This window comes from Actinoplanes sp. NPDC051475 (assembly GCF_040689425.1).
GTDB lineage: Bacteria > Actinomycetota > Actinomycetes > Mycobacteriales > Micromonosporaceae > Actinoplanes.
This window is the reverse complement of the sequence record NZ_JBFAZZ010000014.1, coordinates 60,797-76,171: the sequence shown is the minus strand read 5'-3', so window position 1 is coordinate 76,171 and position 15,375 is coordinate 60,797. Positions and strand designations below refer to the sequence as shown.

Genomic DNA, 15,375 nt, shown 5'->3' with positions numbered 1-15,375 from the left:
GCGAAGTTGAGTGATCGCCGGCGTCATAGCGCCGGTTCGGCGCGCCGCGAGAACCGCAGCGTGCAGATGTTGGTGGTGTCGACGCGCTCGTAGTCGACGTCGTCCACCAGCTGTTTCACGATCATGAGGCCGTACCCGCGGATCTGCGGGACGCCGGCGCGCGGCGCGACCACCGCGTGCTGTTCGAAGGCGCGTCCGGAGTCGGTGACCCGCAGTTCGACGGTCGTGTCGTCGGCCGTGCCGGCGATGGTCAGCTCGCCCGGCCCGCCGCCGTACGCGTGGTCCACGACGTTGACGCAGACCTCGTGCAGCGCGAGCTCGATGCGGGAGAGCAGGCCGGGCATGTCGCCGGGCAGCGGTTCGCCGACCAGCTCGGCGAGCCACGGCCCGAGCCCACGCAGCGCCTCGTGATCAGCCGGCAGGACGAGCGGTGCGGCGCTCATCGGTCCACCTCCGCGGCGCGCAGAACGACCAGGGTGCAGTCATCGTCCGGTTGGGTGTCGGCGGCGTGCAGCGCCACCTCGGCGAACAGGCGCCTCGCGACCTGGGCGGGCACGTCGTCGTGGCGCCGGCCGTACGACAGGGCCTCGTGGGCGTTCCCGACCGCGGTCAGGAACCGCTCGTAGCCGAAGAGCCGCCCGTGCGGGTCCTGCTGCTCGGCCAGGCCGTCGGAGCCGAGCACGAGCAGGTCGCCCTCGGCGAACGGCAGCCGCAGGGAGCGCGCGTTCACCGTGCTGAGGGCGCCAATCGGCAGGGTCGCCGGCGGGATCACCGTGACGCCGGAGCGGTCGGCGCGGGCCAGCGGGCTGTGCCCGGCGTTGCAGATGTCGACGTGGCCGGAGCCGGGCAGGTAGCGCCCGACGGCCATCGTGATGAACCGGCCCGCGTCGACCAGGTATCCGAAGAGCTCCTCGTTGACCTGGTTGACCACGTCGGCCGGGTCGTCCGAGCGGCCGGCGACGCAGGCGTTGCGGATCGCGGTCACCGCGCGGGTCATGATCATGGCGGCCGGCAGGCCCTTCCCGGCGACGTCGCCGACGGCGAACCACAGCGCGCCGTCGCGCGGGGCGAAGGTGAAGAAGTCCCCGCCGGCCAGGTTCGCGGGTACGCATCGGGCGTACACTTCCGCGCCGGGCACCTGTGGGGGTTCGGTGGAGAGCACCGCCTGGGCGAGCTCGGACGCCATCTGGTGCTCCTGCTCCAGCTGGGCGCGCCGGACCTCGGAGCGGTGCAGCCGGGTCAGGTTCACCAGCCCGCCGATGACCGCCGCCACGGCGGCGACCAGCTTGACGTCGCCGGTGTCGAACGCGGGGCCGCGGGTACGGGTGACCGCCATCGCCAGCGCCGGCGAGGTGCTCACCGGTACGGGCGCGACCATCGTCGGCGTCGGCGCGTCGGGCCACACCGCAGGCTCGGTCAGCCCGCGGGCAACAGCCTCCTTCGCGATCCGGGTGAGGACCGGGAAGTGGGCCTCGTCGCCGGCCTCGTAGAGCAGCCCGCCGCCGACCAGCACCCCGCTGTCGCACTCGGTGCTGGTGAGCACCGCGGTGGCCGTACGCTCGTGCGCCTCGGCGTGGTCGCGGCTCTCCGCCTGGACCCGGGTGAGGTCGTAGAGGGCCAGCAGCCGGTCCTGGGCGGCGACCAGGGCGTCCGTCAGCTCCTCCTCGGCCTGCTCGTGCAGGTCGAGCAGCTGGAGGACGTGCTGGGCCGCGGTGACCGCCTCGGGGACCGATCCGGCCGCGAACGGTCCGACGTCCAGGCGCACCTGTTCCGTACCCGCCGCGCGCAGCAGCGTGTTGACGGCCTCCGCCATGGTCGCGGGGACCGCACTCATCCCGCGAAGCCCGGTGTGTCGGGCACGGTCGGCGCGTACCGGATGGAGAACGCCTGGTCCAGCGCGGTGAGCTCGAAGATCACCCGGACCGGGTCGGACGGGTTGAGCAGCACCAGGGTGGCGCCGACGTCCGCTGCGGCCCGGGCGGCCCGCAGCAGCTCGGCGAGCGCGCTGGAGTCGATGAAATGCACCGCGGACAGGTCGATGTCGACCTCGATGCCGCTGCCGTTCGCCAGCAGGTCCGCGAGAAGCTCGCGGAACCGTGGCGTCTCGTGCGCGTCGAAGCGTCCGGTCAGCGTGATGAGGTGCCGCGCTTCCCAGCGCTCACTGCGAATCTCCATCAGTGCTCTCCTACGGAAACCGAGACCGAGGGCGACGGCCCTACGCCGGCGCCGAGGTGGTTGTGCTGCATGTAGCGCCCGCGGGCGGAGTTCAGCCGGACCTTGAACATCTCCCGCAGGAACTGCAGGGTCACTGTCACCGGGTTGACGGTGGAGCCGGGGGCGTCGATCCACTCCACCGGGACCTCCGCGATGTTCATGCGGTTCTTCTGCGCCAGGTAGAGCACCTCGAGGTCGAAGGAGAACCCGTCGATGACCTGGAGGCTGAACAGGCGCTTGGCCGCCGTGGCGGTGAAGAGCTTGAAGCCGCACTGGGTGTCGGAGATCGCCAGGCCACCGCCGATGCGCACCAGGGCCTGCAGGCCGCCGCTGAGCACCTTGCGGAGGCGGCTCTTGCCCGCCACCACGGCGCCGGTCGCGCTGCGGGAGGCGATGACGATGTCGTACCCCTCCACGACGATCTTGCGGTACAGGCGGTCGAACTGCTCGATCGGCGTGGACTGGTCGGCGTCGGCGAAGAGGACCACCGATCCGCGCGCCGCCATGACGCCGCGTCGCACCGCGCTGCCCTTGCCGCCGTTGCGGGCGGCCACCAGCACGCGCATGTTGGCCAGCCGCATGTTCTGCAGCAGGCTCACCGTCGTGTCGGTGGAGCCGTCGTCCGCCACGATGAGCTCCCACGGCTCGCCGCGGGACGACATGTAGGTGGCGATCGCCCCGATGGTCGGGATGATCCGCTCTTCCTCGTTGTAGGCGGGGATCACCACGGACACCACGGGCGGCACGGTGATCTCGTGCGTCGCCCAAGCCCGGTACGCCTCGTAGGCACTGTTGTTCATCGGGAGGTTCGCCTTTCGACCGTCGGTTCAGGGGAGGACTTGCGGGCGGTGCGACATACAGCCACGAGGACGACCAGGACGGTCATCGCCACGAGTTGGGCGCGGACCAGCTCCTGCATGCTGTGGTTCCAGTGCAGCAACAGCACCGTCTGCACCACAGCGCCGCTGAGCAGAGCCCAGGACTCCGTGGTGCGCCCGGTGGCCAGGTAATGGCTGGCCACCAGGTTCGACACGGCGAACAGGGTGGTGCTGACGACGTACACCGTCAGCAGCCCGCCGAGGTTCCGGTAGGTCGAGCCTAGGAAAATTCCGATGAAAACATTGCCAAACAGCCCGGTCGCCAGGGCGCAGAGGCCGCCGATCCCCGCGACGGCGTAGATACCGCCGCGCAGCAGCTGGTCGGAGTTCTGTCCGGCGGCGTGCCGGCGGGCGGCGGCCGGGAACACCACCGTCGCCACCGACCAGGACAGGAAGAACGCCGCCCGGCCCATCAGTGACAGCGCGGAATAGGCGCCGGCGATCTCCGGCTCGAGGAAGTGCTTGGCGATCAGCACGTCGCCGTTTGTGATGATGATCTGGGCGCCGAGCAGCAGTCCCACCGCGGCGGCGTACGCCCGGATCTCGGTGAGGTCGGTCGCGCGCACCTTCGGCGCGAGACTGCGCCTGGCCGTCGCACTGCGAACCGACAGCCAGGTGGCGATGAACGAGACCGTCAGCCCGGCGGTCACCCCCGGCACTCCGCCGCCCAGGGCGAGCAGGGACACGGAGACCCCGACGCGGACGAGCATCTCCACCAGGAAGGTGACGGCGAGCCGTCCGAAGGCCAGCCGGCCCTGGAGCGCGCCCCGGCCCACCGCCTGTGCCAGGTAGTACGGCATGCCTAGGCCCAGGACGACGAACGGCCAGGCCGATGCGGTGTGGAAGACCTGCTGCAACTGCGGCGCCGTCAGGATCAGCACGGCGGCCAGAGCGATACCGGACGACCAGGCCCAGCGCCGCAGGCGTCCGGCGAGCCGGTCGGCCACGTCGGTCAGGCCCGCGACCTCGAAGTTGCCGACCGAGCGCGCGGTGACCATCTGCAGGCCCATGGCCAGCGCCGTCACCACGGCCATCAGAGTCACCATGAGGGTGGCGTCGGAGAACTCGGCCGGGCTGAGCCAGCGCGCCATCAGCAGGTTGAGCACGTAGTTGCCGGCGTGCGCGACGGTCGTGGCCAGGGCCAGCACCATGCCGGCCCGGGCCAGCCGGGTGCCGGCGGCGGCCTCGTCGGGCAGCACCGCGGTCCGGCTCACCGGGACCGCCCCGCGAGTACGCGCTGCATGTGCATGACGTGCCACTCCACGACCTCCGACATAGGGATGCCGGTTGCGGCGGCGAAGTTGCGGCGGCCCAGGTCGGTACGCAGCTCGGGGTCGTCGATCATCAGGGCGAGCGAGTCGGCGAGGCTGGCGGCGTCGCCCGGCTCGAAGTACGTGCCCAGGAAGCCCTCCTCCTCGATGATCTCGACGAAGTCGCCGATCCGGGGCAGCGCCACCGCCCGGCCGTACTCGCCGGCCTGGTGCAGGACGCCCGAGCTGCCGGTCGTCGAGGTGTACGGGAACGCCACCACGGTCGCCGAGCGGAACAGCCCGGCCACGTCGTCCTCGGCCACGTAGCCGGTCTGGACCACGTTCGGCACGTCGGCGTACCGGCGGGCGACCTCGTCGAGGTAGCCGGGCGAGTTCGGGCTGTCCGAGCCGGCGATGACGAGCTCCAGGTCCTCGTAACCGCGCTGCAGCAGCAGCCGGTACGCCTCGACCAGCACGTCGACCGTCTTGTACGTGCCCCACTTGCCGAACGCCAGGATCCGCCGCGGGCCGGGCGGTACGTCGAAGGAGGGCACCGCCAGCTCCTCGAAGCTCCCGTGCGGGGCGAGCAGGGCGTTGCGGGCGCCGTAGCGGTCCCGCAGCAGCTCGACGTAGCGGGGGATGGTCACCGCGACGAGGTCCGAGCGCAGCAGGGCGCGGGTCAGGACCCGGCCGGCCGTCTTCATGACCCACGCGGCGAGCCGCGAGCCCGCGAAACCGGCGTCGCGCATGTCGACGTTGTCCGCGAGGTTGTGCAGCACGACGACGCTCGGCACGCCCAGCAGCCGCAGGACCGCCGGGGTCAGCAGGCCCAGCGCGCCGGGCAGCCGGCGGTCGCCGAAGGTGGCGAACTGCAGGTTGAACAGCACCACGTCGGGCCGGGTCGCCCGGACCGCGCGCAGGATCCGCACCAGGTTGGCGGGGCTGTTGAACCGCCAGCAGCCCACGCTCCGGGTGCCCGGCAGGGTGGCCGGAGGGCCCGCGTCGGTCTCGTCGGCGTAGACGACGACCTCGGACACCTCGGGTACCCCGGCGAGGTGCCGGACGAGGTGGAAGCCGAACTCGTTGAGGCTGTTACGGCCGGGGGGAAGGGCGGTTACGACCCCGATCCGCAGCGCCTGTGTCGCGGTAGTCACGCTATTCCGTCGGTTGCGCAGGCGCGATCCTGAACGATGAGCGGCAGGCAAGTGCCGGTCGTCGCGCAGATCACGTAGGCGGGCTGGGCCTCAGTCATGAAGGAAAGTCTGGGCGAGCCGCGGGGGAATTCGGTCCGTTCCGGGGTGCCGTTGGGTTGTTCCGGACCCGGGCCGGACAAACGAAAAGGCACCACGCGCGGGGCGCGTGGTGCCTGTGGTGCAGCCGTGGATCAGGGCTCGAAGCGGTACCCCACGCCGCGCAGCGTACGGATGTGGCGTGGGGACGAGGCGGACTCGCCGAGCTTCTTGCGCAGGTTCCCGACGTGCACGTCGATGATGTGGTCGTCGCCGTACCAGTTGTCACCCCACACGTCCTCGAGCAGCTGGCCGCGGGTGAAGGTGCGGCGCGGCGCGGAGGAGAGCAGGTCGAGGATGCCGAACTCGATCTTGGTCAGCTCGAGCACCTGGCCGTCCAGGGTCACCTCGCGCACGTCGGGGTCGATGCGCAGGCTGCCGTACTCGCGGATCGCGGCGCTGGGGCCGGACGCCGAGGCCCGGGGCCGGCGCCGCATCGCCTGGATCCGGGCGGTGAGCTCGCGGGGGGAGAAGGGCTTGGTGACGTAGTCGTCGGCGCCGACCGACAGGCCCACGACCTTGTCCACCTCGTCGGTGCGGCCGGTGACCATGACGATGTAGGCGTCGGTGAACAACCGGATCTGGCGGCACACCTCGATCCCGTCGACGTCGGGCAGGCCGAGGTCGAGGATGGCGATCTCGGGCCGCTCCTTCTGGGCCTGTTCCACCGCGCCCCGGCCGTCGGTCGCGACGATCACGTCGAAGCCCTCCCGCTCCAGCAGGTGTTGGCAGAGCAGCATGAACTCGGGTGAGTCCTCGACGACGAGAGCGCGCGGCCTGGCCACGTGGCCTCCAGTTTCCCTGCGGAACGGCGGATGGGCGCCGCGTCTGTTTCGGCGCGGCTTCGAGTCCTATCGGCCGTCCCGGGGCGAATCAAAGGTTCCGCATGCCCCCCGTGATGTCGGCGCGGTCCGGCAACGGCCCGGGCCGGGCCATGAAGTAACCCTGCCCCAGCTTGACCCCGAGCGCCCGCAATTTCTCGTGTTCGGCGACGGTTTCGATGCCCTCGGCGATCAGCATGGCGCCGATGTCCTCGGCGAAACCGACCAGCGAGCGGGCCAGCGCCATCCGGACCGGGTCGTTGTCGATGCCCCGGGTGAGGGTGATGTCCAGCTTGATGATGTCCGGGCGCAGCTGCAGGATGTGGCTCAGGCTGGCGAACCCGGCCCCGGCGTCGTCGACGGCGATGAGGATGCCGGCCTCGCGCAGCCCCTCGGTCACCTTCACCAGCGCCGGGTAGTCGTGCACCTGGGTGTGCTCGGTCAGCTCGACGGCGATGCCCCGCGGCGCGTGGGCCATGAGGGTGGCGCAGACCCGCGGGGTCAGCAGCGCCTCCACCGACAGGTTCGCGCTCAGCCACGCCCCGGCGGGCATCTCGTCCAGGTACGCGAACGCCCGCTCCAGCGCCAGCAGCTCAAGGTCCACGCCCACCCCGGCCTCCAGGGCGGCGGCGAACGCGTCGGCCGGGCTGGGGAAGTGCGCCTGGTCGAAGCGGGCCAGCGCCTCGTACGCCTTGACGACGCCGTCCTCCAGGTGCACGACCGGCTGGAACGTCGGCTGGATCGCCTGCGAGTGGATCACTTCCCGCACGTTGTAGAGGGCGGGGAGAGGAGCCGCGGTGAGAGTCATGCCTTCTGTTTCGGCAGCGACCCTCAAGGCAGTCTCAGACCGGTTTCAAGTAATCGGCAAGCGTTCCCGGCCCGGTCGGCGGCGCCCTGACACGACACGACCCCGGCACGCCAGGCGTGCCGGGGTCGTCGTGCGGGCGGGGGATCAGGCGAGTACGGCCTCGCGCTCGCGGGCCCGGTGCAGACACTCGATGAGGTCGTGCGGGTCCACTTCGACGTCCGCGTCGACGTCGACGACGCCGACGTAGGCCCCGCCGGCGGCGGCGAGACCGGTCTGCAGGGCGGCGCCCTTGTCCTGCAGCTCGCGGTCGGTGATGATCCGCATCCAGGGCAGGTCGCCGAGGGACCGTTCGGAGCCGTCGGTCGAGCCGCCCGACACGGCGATCATCTCGAACGAGATGTTCTGCGCGTACAGGAGCTCGGCCATGCGCTCCACCGCACGCCGCAGCTTGGCGCCCGGGTTGTGGAACGGGATGACGACGGTGAACTCGACGGCGACCGGGTCCGGCGTCGAGGATTCCCGGGGTGCGGGGCCCGCGACGACGAAGGGCGGGACGGCGATGAGGTGTGCGACGGTCATGCCCCGAAGATTCGGTCTGCAACCTCAATGCAACCTCAGGCCGCTCTCAAGCCGGGCGCAAACCTTCCCCGGCCTGCGCGAGCACCGGCAGCTCCGGGGCGGGCAGCCTGCGTACGGGCGTCCGCGGCCAAGATCGAGCGATCCGGATCAGGTCAGGACCTGGGTCCCGGAGGTTCGGGACCCTCTGCCGGCAGGGCCAGCGTGAAGCGGGACCCGACGTTGATCGTGGATTCCAGGGTGACGTCGCCGCCCATGGCGCGGGCCAGCTGACGGGCGATGAACAGGCCGATGCCCGTGCCGCTGGTGCTCATCGTCATGGGGTCCTCGACCCGGTGGAACTTCTCGAACACCTTCTCCAGCGAGTCGGAGGGGATGCCGCGTCCGCGGTCGCGGACGTCGACGTGCAGGATCCGGTCGTCGCGGCGCATGCTCACCTCGACGGTACGGTCGTCAGCCGAGTACTTGAGCCCGTTGCCGATCAGGTTGGTGAGCACCTGGACGGTGCGGCCGCTGTCGCACCGGGCGAGCCAGGCCTCCTCCGGCGCGCTCAGGACCACCCGGTCGGAGCGGAGGTCCTCGACGGCCTGCCGGACGATCGCGACCAGGTCGTGCGTAGCGGTGTTCACCTGCAGCGACGCCTCGTCCGGGTTGTCGCCGAACCTCGAAGCGAGCAGCAGGTCCTCCACCAGCCGGGAGAGATGCGCCGCCCGGTCACCGATCAGCGTGAGCGCGTCGAGGCGCTTCTGCGGCGTCATCCGCTCGCCGCGGGTCCGCAACAGGTCGACGTAGCCCATGATCGGCGTCAGCGGGGTGCGCAGCTCGTGCGACACCATGGCGATGAAGTCGGACTTCAGCCGCTCGGTGCGGTACTCGCGGGTGAGGTCGCTGATGACGACGACGTCGCGGACGAGCTCATCCGCGGCGAAGATCGCCGAGTGCGCGAGCCGCAGCCGCCGTTCCTCGCCGTCGCTGCGGCGGATCGTCAGCTCGGTCGCCACCCGCGGCACGTCCACCGAGACGGGCAGGAGCAGCTCCCGTTCCTCCTCGGCGGGCACGTCGAGCAGCTCACCGACGGGCCGGCCGGTCGCCTCGGCGGCGGGGGTGCCGACGAAGTCGGTCAGTGCCTGGTTCCAGACCTGGACCAGGCCGCCGGCGCCGATCACCATGATGCCCTCGGCGGACTGCTCGACCACGGCCTGCAGCTTGCTGCGCTCCTCGGTGAGCCGCTCCAGGTGCTCCGCCCCGCGCATCGCCACGGCCAGGGCGTTGCCCAGCGAGGCCAGCAGCGTCACGTCGCCGGTCGAGATCCGGCGCCGGCTGCGGCTCGCGAACGCCGCCATGCCCAGCCGGCGGCCGGCGCCCTCGACCGGGACGATCACCACGTGCCGCAGCCCCGCCGGCAGGTTCTCGGTCAGCTGCACCGGCGCGTCGGCGTCCCGCCAGGGGGCGAGGTACGCCGGCAGCGGCCCGGCCTGCACGGCGGAGGGCTCGGCGGCCGCCACGGACAGCGCCGGGCCCGTCTCGGACACCGCGATGACGCCCACGTCGGCGTCGAAGGCCTCGCGGACCAGGACCAGGAACTGCCGGACGACGTCCTCCCGTTCCGCGAGGGCGTGCGACAACTGCAGCAGGCAGGCGGACCGGGCCCGCTCGTCGGCCTCGCGGGCCGCGGCCCGGTACGCGTACGTGACGGCGAGGGCCGGCATGGCCATGAACGGCAGCAGCAGGGGAGCGTGCAGCGCGATGACGGTGGTCGTCAGCCCGGTCGCCATGGTCCCGACCGCCATGTAGAGCGACAGTCGGGCTTCCGACCGGATGACGGTCCACGGGGCGACGCCGTTGATGAACCCGAGGATCTGGGCCAGGCAGCACAGGTTCACCGCCGTGAAGGCCAGCGTGCCGGCCAGGACGCCGGCCAGCACGGGTGCGGTCACGGTGCCGGCCGCGCCGCCCATCAGGTGCACCAGCAGGATGAGCACCGACACGGCGGCGGTGTACGTACCGAGGTTGAACGCGGCCTTCACCGCCGGGCGCCGCTGGACCAGGGTGGCCAGCACCAGGCCCGCGACGGCGGCGAGCAGGGCGTGCCGCGGCGGCAGGAGCAGGACGTCGATGATGAGGGCCGCCTCGTACAGGCTCAGCTCCTCGACGGCCTCGCCGTGGCGCAACCGCACCACCGTGATCTCGGCGAGGCAGGTGAGCACGACGAGTCCCGGCACGAGCCAGGCCATGGGCACGCCCGAGCCCCCGAGCACGCTTCCGCGGCCCGGCATGGCGAGCACCACGACGGCGCCGAGGCCGGCACCGAGGGTGCCGACCCCCGCCACCCGCCGCAGGATCGGGTCCCGGACGTACGCGCGCACGGCGCCGGCCGCCCGCTGCAGGAGCGGGCGGCCGGCGTCGTGCGGCTCGGCGGTCACGACCTGGGCAACCAGGCCCAGGACGAGGCGCTCCACCGGTCGGCGGCCCAGGCGCGTGCGGCCCAGTCCTCACCTGCCCAGGCGCGTGCGGTCCAGTCGGCGTCCGCCCAGGCGCGCGCCGCCCAGTCGTCGGAGGCCCAGGCCCGCGCCGCCCATGCCCGGGCGGCCCAGGCGCGTGCCGCCCAACTGCCGTCCGCGCCGGCCCAGGCCCGCGCCGCCCAGGCGCGTGCCGCCCAGGCCCGTGCCGCGGGGTCGAGCTGCGCCCAGGCCCGGGCGGCCCAGTCCCGCGACGCCGGGCTCAGCTTGTTCCACGCCCGCTCGGCGGCGTCGCCGTCGCCGGCGACGACCGCGTCGGTGAAGGCGGCCCAGCGCTTGGCGTCCCGGCCGACGGCGGCGGTGTCCTCGTCGTAGTCGCTCTGGGCCTTGCTGGTGCGCCACTTGGGGGCGGCGGCCAGCACCCGGGCGACGTCGAGGCCGCCCGCACCGCCACCGGCCGCGGCGGTCAGCCCCGGGCTCGGGTAGGCGGTCGAGACCAGCAGGTTCTTGATCGCGTCGGGACCGAGCTTCGGCTGCACGGCCAGCGTCGCGGCGACGGCGCCGGAGGTGACGGCGGCCGCCATCGACGTGCCGGAGCCCCGGAAGTAGACGTCGCCGACGCGGGCCGCCGGGTTGCCCCGGTCCACCACGCTGCCCGGCGAGCGCAGGCTGACCACGTGGCCACCCGCGGCGACCATGTCGGGCTTGGCGTCGCCCTGCTGGGTCGGACCGCGGCCGGACCACACGCCGACCACGTCGTCGCCGCGGTCCGCCGTGCCGGACGCGTCCAGCCCGCCGGTGGTGAGCAGGACCGGGTCGTTGCCGGGCGAGGTCACCGAGCCGATGCCGGGACCGTCGTTGCCGGACGGTACGACCACCGCGACGCCCTGACGCCACAGCGACTCGAGGGCCTGGTTCAGCGGGTCCACCTGGTACGGCAGCGGGCTCTCCGCCGACAGCGACAGGTTCAGGACCTGGACGTCCTTGCGGTGGTCGCTGACCCACTGCAGGCCGCGCAGGACGGTGATGAGGTCCGTACGCCCGTCCGCGTCGGCGACCTTCACGTCGATCAGGTCGGCTGCGGGGGCGACGCCGCGGTAGGCCCCGCCCGAGGCGGCACCCGAGGCGGCGATCAGGCCCGCCATGAAGGTGCCGTGGCCGTAGCCGTCGCCTTCGCCCGTACCGGTCAGGTCGAGGTGCTTCGCGACGCGGCCGGCGAGGTCCGGCACGTCGGCGATGCCGGTGTCGACCACGGCGACCGTGACGCCGTCGCCCTCGTTGCCCTTCGCGGGCATGCCGAGCATCTGGCGCACGGTGGTGGCGGTCCCGGCCGCGTCGGCCGTGGCGTCGGCGACGGTGAGCTCGCGCTGGGGAACGACCGTCCACCCCGCGGGAAGCGTTCCGTCCTGCGGCAGGAGCGCCGCGACGCCGTGGGCGAGCGGGAGGCTGGCCAGGACCCGGCCCCCGGCCGACTCGACGGCGCGCGCGGCGGCGTCGGCGCCCGCCCCGGTCACCACTACCTCATGCCACGGCCCGGAGGCGGTGTGCGCGGCCGCGGACACCGGCAGGGCGGTCATCGTGACGACGGCGGCCGCGGCGAGCGCGACTCCCCGTCGGCGGTTGTGTTTCATGGCCTACGCACCTCGCATGTCGGCGGAACGATCTCGTCTGCCGCGGCGGCGCACGGTGGGGACCGGGTGCCGACGCGTGGAAGGAGCATCGGCGGCCCGGTGGCCGACTTGAGCGGAAATTGAGGTTCGGGACAACGCGGTCACAGGTCGTTCACCCGGACCTGCTGGCTGAGCACACCGTCGATCAGGTCGAGGACGGCGTCCGCGGTGAACGGCTTGGCCAGGTAGTAGTCCACGCCGTCGGCCCACGCGCGGGTGTTGGTACCCGGCTCGGCCGCCGCGGTGAGCATGAGGACGGGCACGGGCTCGCCGTCCAGGGCGCGGATCGCGGAGAGCACCGCGAAGCCGTCCAGGCCGGGCATCATCACGTCGAGGATGACGAAGTCCGGGCCGACGGTCTCCACGGCTTGCAGCGCGGCCAGCCCGTCCACCGCCACGGTGACCTCGTAATCCTCCATCTCCAGCACGTCGGTGAGCAGACTGCGGATTCCCGGGTCGTCGTCGACCACCAGGATGCGTGCCACGGATGTCACCTCGCTCTCCCCGCGCCGCAGGCCGAGGGTTCGGCCTGCCGTACGGCCTCCTCGGCCGCCTTACGCCAGTCGACCGCCTGTGCCTGCAGCTGCGGATGGGCGAGCAGCAGAGCGAGTTCCTGGTCGTCCGGCCCGGGCCCGTTCTCTGCCTGGGCGATGAGCAGGTGGGCGGCCCGCACGGCACCGGCGACGCCGAGCCCGGAGGGGTCCGGCCGATGCGGCGCGTCCCGATGGGCGACCGCGCCGACGATCGGGGGCTGGACGCCCCACAGGTGCAGCAGCTCCACGGCGACGTCGCGGAACGGCACGTCGTCACGCGTGTCGGCATCGAGGTCGATGGCGGCGGCCGGCTCGCCGTCCGCGCGGGCCAGGCAGATGAGCCGGCCGGCGTCCTGCAGCAGCGCCGCCGCCTGGGCCTGCGGCCGGTTCGCCGGCGAGGCCAGCCGCTCGACCAGCCGGGCGGTCGCGCAGGCGTGGCACCAGGTCGTCTCCAGCACCGGTGCGGCGTCCGGATACCAGCCGGGCGGGGACCACGACCGGCCGCTGGCCTGCGCAACGGCCTGGATCATCGGTACGCCCATCGCGTGCACGATCGCCTCGATGGAGTAGTTGCGCGGGCGCGCGCCGAAGAACCGTGAGTTGGACAGCTGCAGGAGCTTGGCGGCCAGCCCGATGTCGTGGGTGGCGGCGCTTACCGCCGCATCGAGGTTGGCGTCGGGGCTCAGGAGCGCGGCGATGCCGTCGGCGTGCCCGGGCAGCACCGGGATGGACCGGATCGCGCCGGCGATGCGGCGGGCCGGCCCGGGATGGGAGCCCGAGGTGCGCAGCAGGAGCTGGTCGATCACCCCGGTCAGGCTCTCCGGGTCCGAGGGCTTGGTCAGGAAGCGGTGGCCGGCCATGGCGACCTGGACGATCGCGTCCTCCTCGATGTGGCCGGACAGCACCACCCGGGCCGTCGCCGGGTAGATCCGGCTGATCTCGGTCAGCAGCTCGGCGCCGTCCATGCCGGGCATCCGCATGTCGGAGACCACCACGTCGTACGGCGCCGCCGCGAGCAGCTCCAGGGCCTCGGCGGCGCCGACCGCGAACTCCATGTCCCAGTCGCCGCGGCGGCCGCGCAGCGACCGGCGCAGCCCGTCGAGGATCCGCGGTTCGTCGTCGACGAACAGCACCCGCGGCGTGCTCATGAGTCCTGGCGTCCGTCCGCCGGCAGCCGCAGCGTGAAGGTGGTGCCCTCGCCCGGCACCGACTGCACGTCGATGGAGCCGCCGTGCCGGTCCAGCACCGCCCGGGCCAGGGCCAGTCCCTGACCGGTGCCCTTGCCCACGCCCTTGGTGGTGAAGAAGGGGTCGAAGATGGACTGGCGGATGTGCTCGGGGATGCCGCTGCCGTCGTCGGTGAAGCGGATGACGACGTCCGGCCCGTCGAGCCGCGAGCTGATCGTGATCCGGCCCCGGTCCGGCCGGCCCTCCATGGCGTCGGCGGCGTTGACGAGCAGGTTGAGGAACACCTGGTTGAGGTCGCCTCGGTGGCACAGCACCTCGGGCAGCTCGTCGAGGTCCAGCTCCACGTCCGCGACGTACTTGACCTCGTTGCGGGCGACGGTCAGCGTTGTGCGGATCGCCTCGTTGATGTCGGCGTACGACTGCTCGGCGGTGTCCTTGTAGCTGAACGACTTCATCGCCCGGACCAGGGACGCCACCCGCTCCACGCCCTCGAGGGTCTGCTTCACCGCGGCCGGGATCTCGGCGACCAGGTATTCGAGGTCCGCCTTGGCCTCGGCCTCCCGGGCACGGGCGGTGCGCTCGTCCCATGAGACCTCGCCGAGCTCCACGGCCATGCATTCGCGATAGACCATGAGCAGCTGCCACATGTCCTCGTAGGCGTCCGCAAGGAAGCGGGTGTTGTCGCCGACGAACTGGATCGGCGTGTTGATCTCGTGGGCCAGGCCCGCGGAGAGCCGCCCCAGCGACTCGAGTTTCTGGTCGTGGTGGGCCGCGAGGTCCGCTCGCCGGGTCTCGGTGACGTCGCGGAAGGTCACGACCCGGCCCGCGGTGTCCGAGCCGACCCGCAGCGGGGCCACCGAGCAGACGACCTGGAACGTCGACCTGTCCTTGCGGACGAACACCTCGTCGATCGAGGCCGCGGGCCTGCGCAGGGGACAGTCGGCGTCGGGCACCGGCGTGCCGTCGGAGCCCGGCAGGTGCACGGTGGCGTGCGCGGGCCGGCCCAGCAGCTCCTCCTGGGACCAGCCGAGCATCTCCGACGCCGCGCGGTTGAGGGAGGTGATCCCGCCCTCGGCGTCGACGGTGTAGAGGCCCTCCGGCATGTCCTGCATGAACGCGGTCCGGAACGCGGTGGCGAAGGTGTGGGCGGTGACGTCGGTCAGGACCAGACACAGCCCGGCCGGCCCGTCGCCCGGCAGCGGCCGGCAGTCGACCCGCCAGATCCGGGCGTGATCCGGCGCGGCGGATTCCCCGGTTTCGAACCGCATCCCGACGACCGGGGTCCGCGTCCGCGTGACCTCGCGCAGGACGGGTTCCAGCCGGTCCGAGAGCGCGGGCAGGGCCTCGGGCACCGTCAGGCCGGCGAGGTCGGCCGCCGACCGGCCGGCCACCGCCGCGAACCCGGCGCCGCCCCGGACGAACCGCAGCTCCCCGTCGAGAAAGGCGACGCCGGCCGGCACGGCGGCCTCGATCGTCTCGAGAAGCGCCGACACGTCGGTCATCCGATCTTCCCCCACGGCTCACCCTTTCGCGGCTTCCGCGCCCGGCGGTCCCTTTCTGCCCATCGGCTCCTCCCCGGCACATCTGAGGCCGGAAAAACGGTGGGTCCTCCGGTTGGCCGAAAACTGTACGACCCGCCGCGGCCGCCGATAGGGAGGAAGAAGCGCACACCGGGACGACCGGGGGTCAA

14 protein-coding genes are annotated in these 15,375 nt (G+C 72.4%); all 14 read right to left on the bottom strand.

Annotation, left to right across the window (positions count from 1 at the left end; translation table 11 throughout):
- Window positions 1-23: 23 nt before the first annotated feature.
- Window positions 24-443, bottom strand: a complete 420-nt coding sequence (locus AB0368_RS26885) for an ATP-binding protein (protein ID WP_366156745.1) — start codon at window positions 441-443, stop codon at window positions 24-26.
- Complete coding sequence (locus tag AB0368_RS26880; protein ID WP_366156744.1) at window positions 440-1,834, bottom strand: PP2C family protein-serine/threonine phosphatase; 1,395 nt, start codon at window positions 1,832-1,834, stop codon at window positions 440-442. The genes AB0368_RS26885 and AB0368_RS26880 overlap by 4 nt, the downstream gene beginning before the upstream one ends.
- Window positions 1,831-2,175 (bottom strand): STAS domain-containing protein, encoded by a 345-nt coding sequence (locus tag AB0368_RS26875; protein ID WP_366156743.1) that lies wholly within the window; start codon window positions 2,173-2,175, stop codon window positions 1,831-1,833. Before AB0368_RS26875 ends, AB0368_RS26880 begins: the two co-directional genes overlap by 4 nt.
- Window positions 2,175-3,014, bottom strand: a complete 840-nt coding sequence (locus tag AB0368_RS26870) for a dolichyl-phosphate beta-glucosyltransferase (protein ID WP_366156742.1) — start codon at window positions 3,012-3,014, stop codon at window positions 2,175-2,177. The genes AB0368_RS26875 and AB0368_RS26870 overlap by 1 nt, the downstream gene beginning before the upstream one ends.
- Window positions 3,011-4,306: an oligosaccharide flippase family protein gene (locus AB0368_RS26865; RefSeq protein ID WP_366156741.1), complete on the bottom strand. Its 1,296-nt coding sequence runs from the start codon at window positions 4,304-4,306 to the stop codon at window positions 3,011-3,013. The genes AB0368_RS26870 and AB0368_RS26865 overlap by 4 nt, the downstream gene beginning before the upstream one ends.
- Window positions 4,303-5,496, bottom strand: a complete 1,194-nt coding sequence (locus AB0368_RS26860; RefSeq protein ID WP_366156740.1) for a glycosyltransferase — start codon at window positions 5,494-5,496, stop codon at window positions 4,303-4,305. Before AB0368_RS26860 ends, AB0368_RS26865 begins: the two co-directional genes overlap by 4 nt.
- 230 nt (window positions 5,497-5,726) lie before the next feature.
- The gene (locus AB0368_RS26855; RefSeq protein ID WP_366156739.1) at window positions 5,727-6,416 is read right to left on the bottom strand and encodes a response regulator transcription factor; all 690 of its coding nucleotides are present in this window, start codon (window positions 6,414-6,416) and stop codon (window positions 5,727-5,729) included.
- A gap of 88 nt (window positions 6,417-6,504) precedes the next feature.
- Window positions 6,505-7,260, bottom strand: a complete 756-nt coding sequence (locus AB0368_RS26850; protein WP_366156738.1) for an EAL domain-containing protein — start codon at window positions 7,258-7,260, stop codon at window positions 6,505-6,507.
- Window positions 7,261-7,404: 144 nt separating this feature from the next.
- On the bottom strand, window positions 7,405-7,839 hold the full coding sequence (locus tag AB0368_RS26845) for a glycosyltransferase (protein ID WP_366156737.1): 435 nt from the start codon (window positions 7,837-7,839) through the stop codon (window positions 7,405-7,407).
- A gap of 152 nt (window positions 7,840-7,991) precedes the next feature.
- The gene (locus tag AB0368_RS26840) at window positions 7,992-10,295 is read right to left on the bottom strand and encodes an ATP-binding protein (protein ID WP_366156736.1); all 2,304 of its coding nucleotides are present in this window, start codon (window positions 10,293-10,295) and stop codon (window positions 7,992-7,994) included.
- Window positions 10,256-11,926: a S8 family peptidase gene (locus AB0368_RS26835; RefSeq protein ID WP_366156735.1), complete on the bottom strand. Its 1,671-nt coding sequence runs from the start codon at window positions 11,924-11,926 to the stop codon at window positions 10,256-10,258. The genes AB0368_RS26840 and AB0368_RS26835 overlap by 40 nt, the downstream gene beginning before the upstream one ends.
- Window positions 11,927-12,066: 140 nt before the next feature.
- Window positions 12,067-12,450 carry a response regulator transcription factor gene (locus tag AB0368_RS26830; protein WP_366156734.1) on the bottom strand — a complete coding sequence of 128 codons (384 nt, stop codon included), beginning with the start codon at window positions 12,448-12,450 and terminating at the stop codon, window positions 12,067-12,069.
- A gap of 5 nt (window positions 12,451-12,455) precedes the next feature.
- Window positions 12,456-13,646, bottom strand: a complete 1,191-nt coding sequence (locus AB0368_RS26825; protein ID WP_366156733.1) for a response regulator — start codon at window positions 13,644-13,646, stop codon at window positions 12,456-12,458.
- A complete protein-coding gene (locus AB0368_RS26820; RefSeq protein WP_366156732.1) occupies window positions 13,643-15,187 on the bottom strand; it encodes an ATP-binding protein in 1,545 nt (514 codons plus the stop codon). The genes AB0368_RS26825 and AB0368_RS26820 overlap by 4 nt, the downstream gene beginning before the upstream one ends.
- Window positions 15,188-15,375 lie beyond the last annotated feature (188 nt).

What these genes read in the sequence shown, in the direction of transcription:
- AB0368_RS26870 (WP_366156742.1), bottom strand. Translation starts at nt 3,014, where the DNA reads ATGAACAACAGTGCCTACGAGGCGTACCGGGCTTGGGCGACGCACGAG.
- AB0368_RS26885 (WP_366156745.1), bottom strand. Translation starts at nt 443, where the DNA reads ATGAGCGCCGCACCGCTCGTCCTGCCGGCTGATCACGAGGCGCTGCGT.
- AB0368_RS26845 (WP_366156737.1), bottom strand. Translation starts at nt 7,839, where the DNA reads ATGACCGTCGCACACCTCATCGCCGTCCCGCCCTTCGTCGTCGCGGGC.
- AB0368_RS26825 (WP_366156733.1), bottom strand. Translation starts at nt 13,646, where the DNA reads ATGAGCACGCCGCGGGTGCTGTTCGTCGACGACGAACCGCGGATCCTC.
- AB0368_RS26880 (WP_366156744.1), bottom strand. Translation starts at nt 1,834, where the DNA reads ATGAGTGCGGTCCCCGCGACCATGGCGGAGGCCGTCAACACGCTGCTG.
- AB0368_RS26875 (WP_366156743.1), bottom strand. Translation starts at nt 2,175, where the DNA reads ATGGAGATTCGCAGTGAGCGCTGGGAAGCGCGGCACCTCATCACGCTG.
- AB0368_RS26820 (WP_366156732.1), bottom strand. Translation starts at nt 15,187, where the DNA reads ATGACCGACGTGTCGGCGCTTCTCGAGACGATCGAGGCCGCCGTGCCG.
- AB0368_RS26835 (WP_366156735.1), bottom strand. Translation starts at nt 11,926, where the DNA reads ATGAAACACAACCGCCGACGGGGAGTCGCGCTCGCCGCGGCCGCCGTC.
- AB0368_RS26850 (WP_366156738.1), bottom strand. Translation starts at nt 7,260, where the DNA reads ATGACTCTCACCGCGGCTCCTCTCCCCGCCCTCTACAACGTGCGGGAA.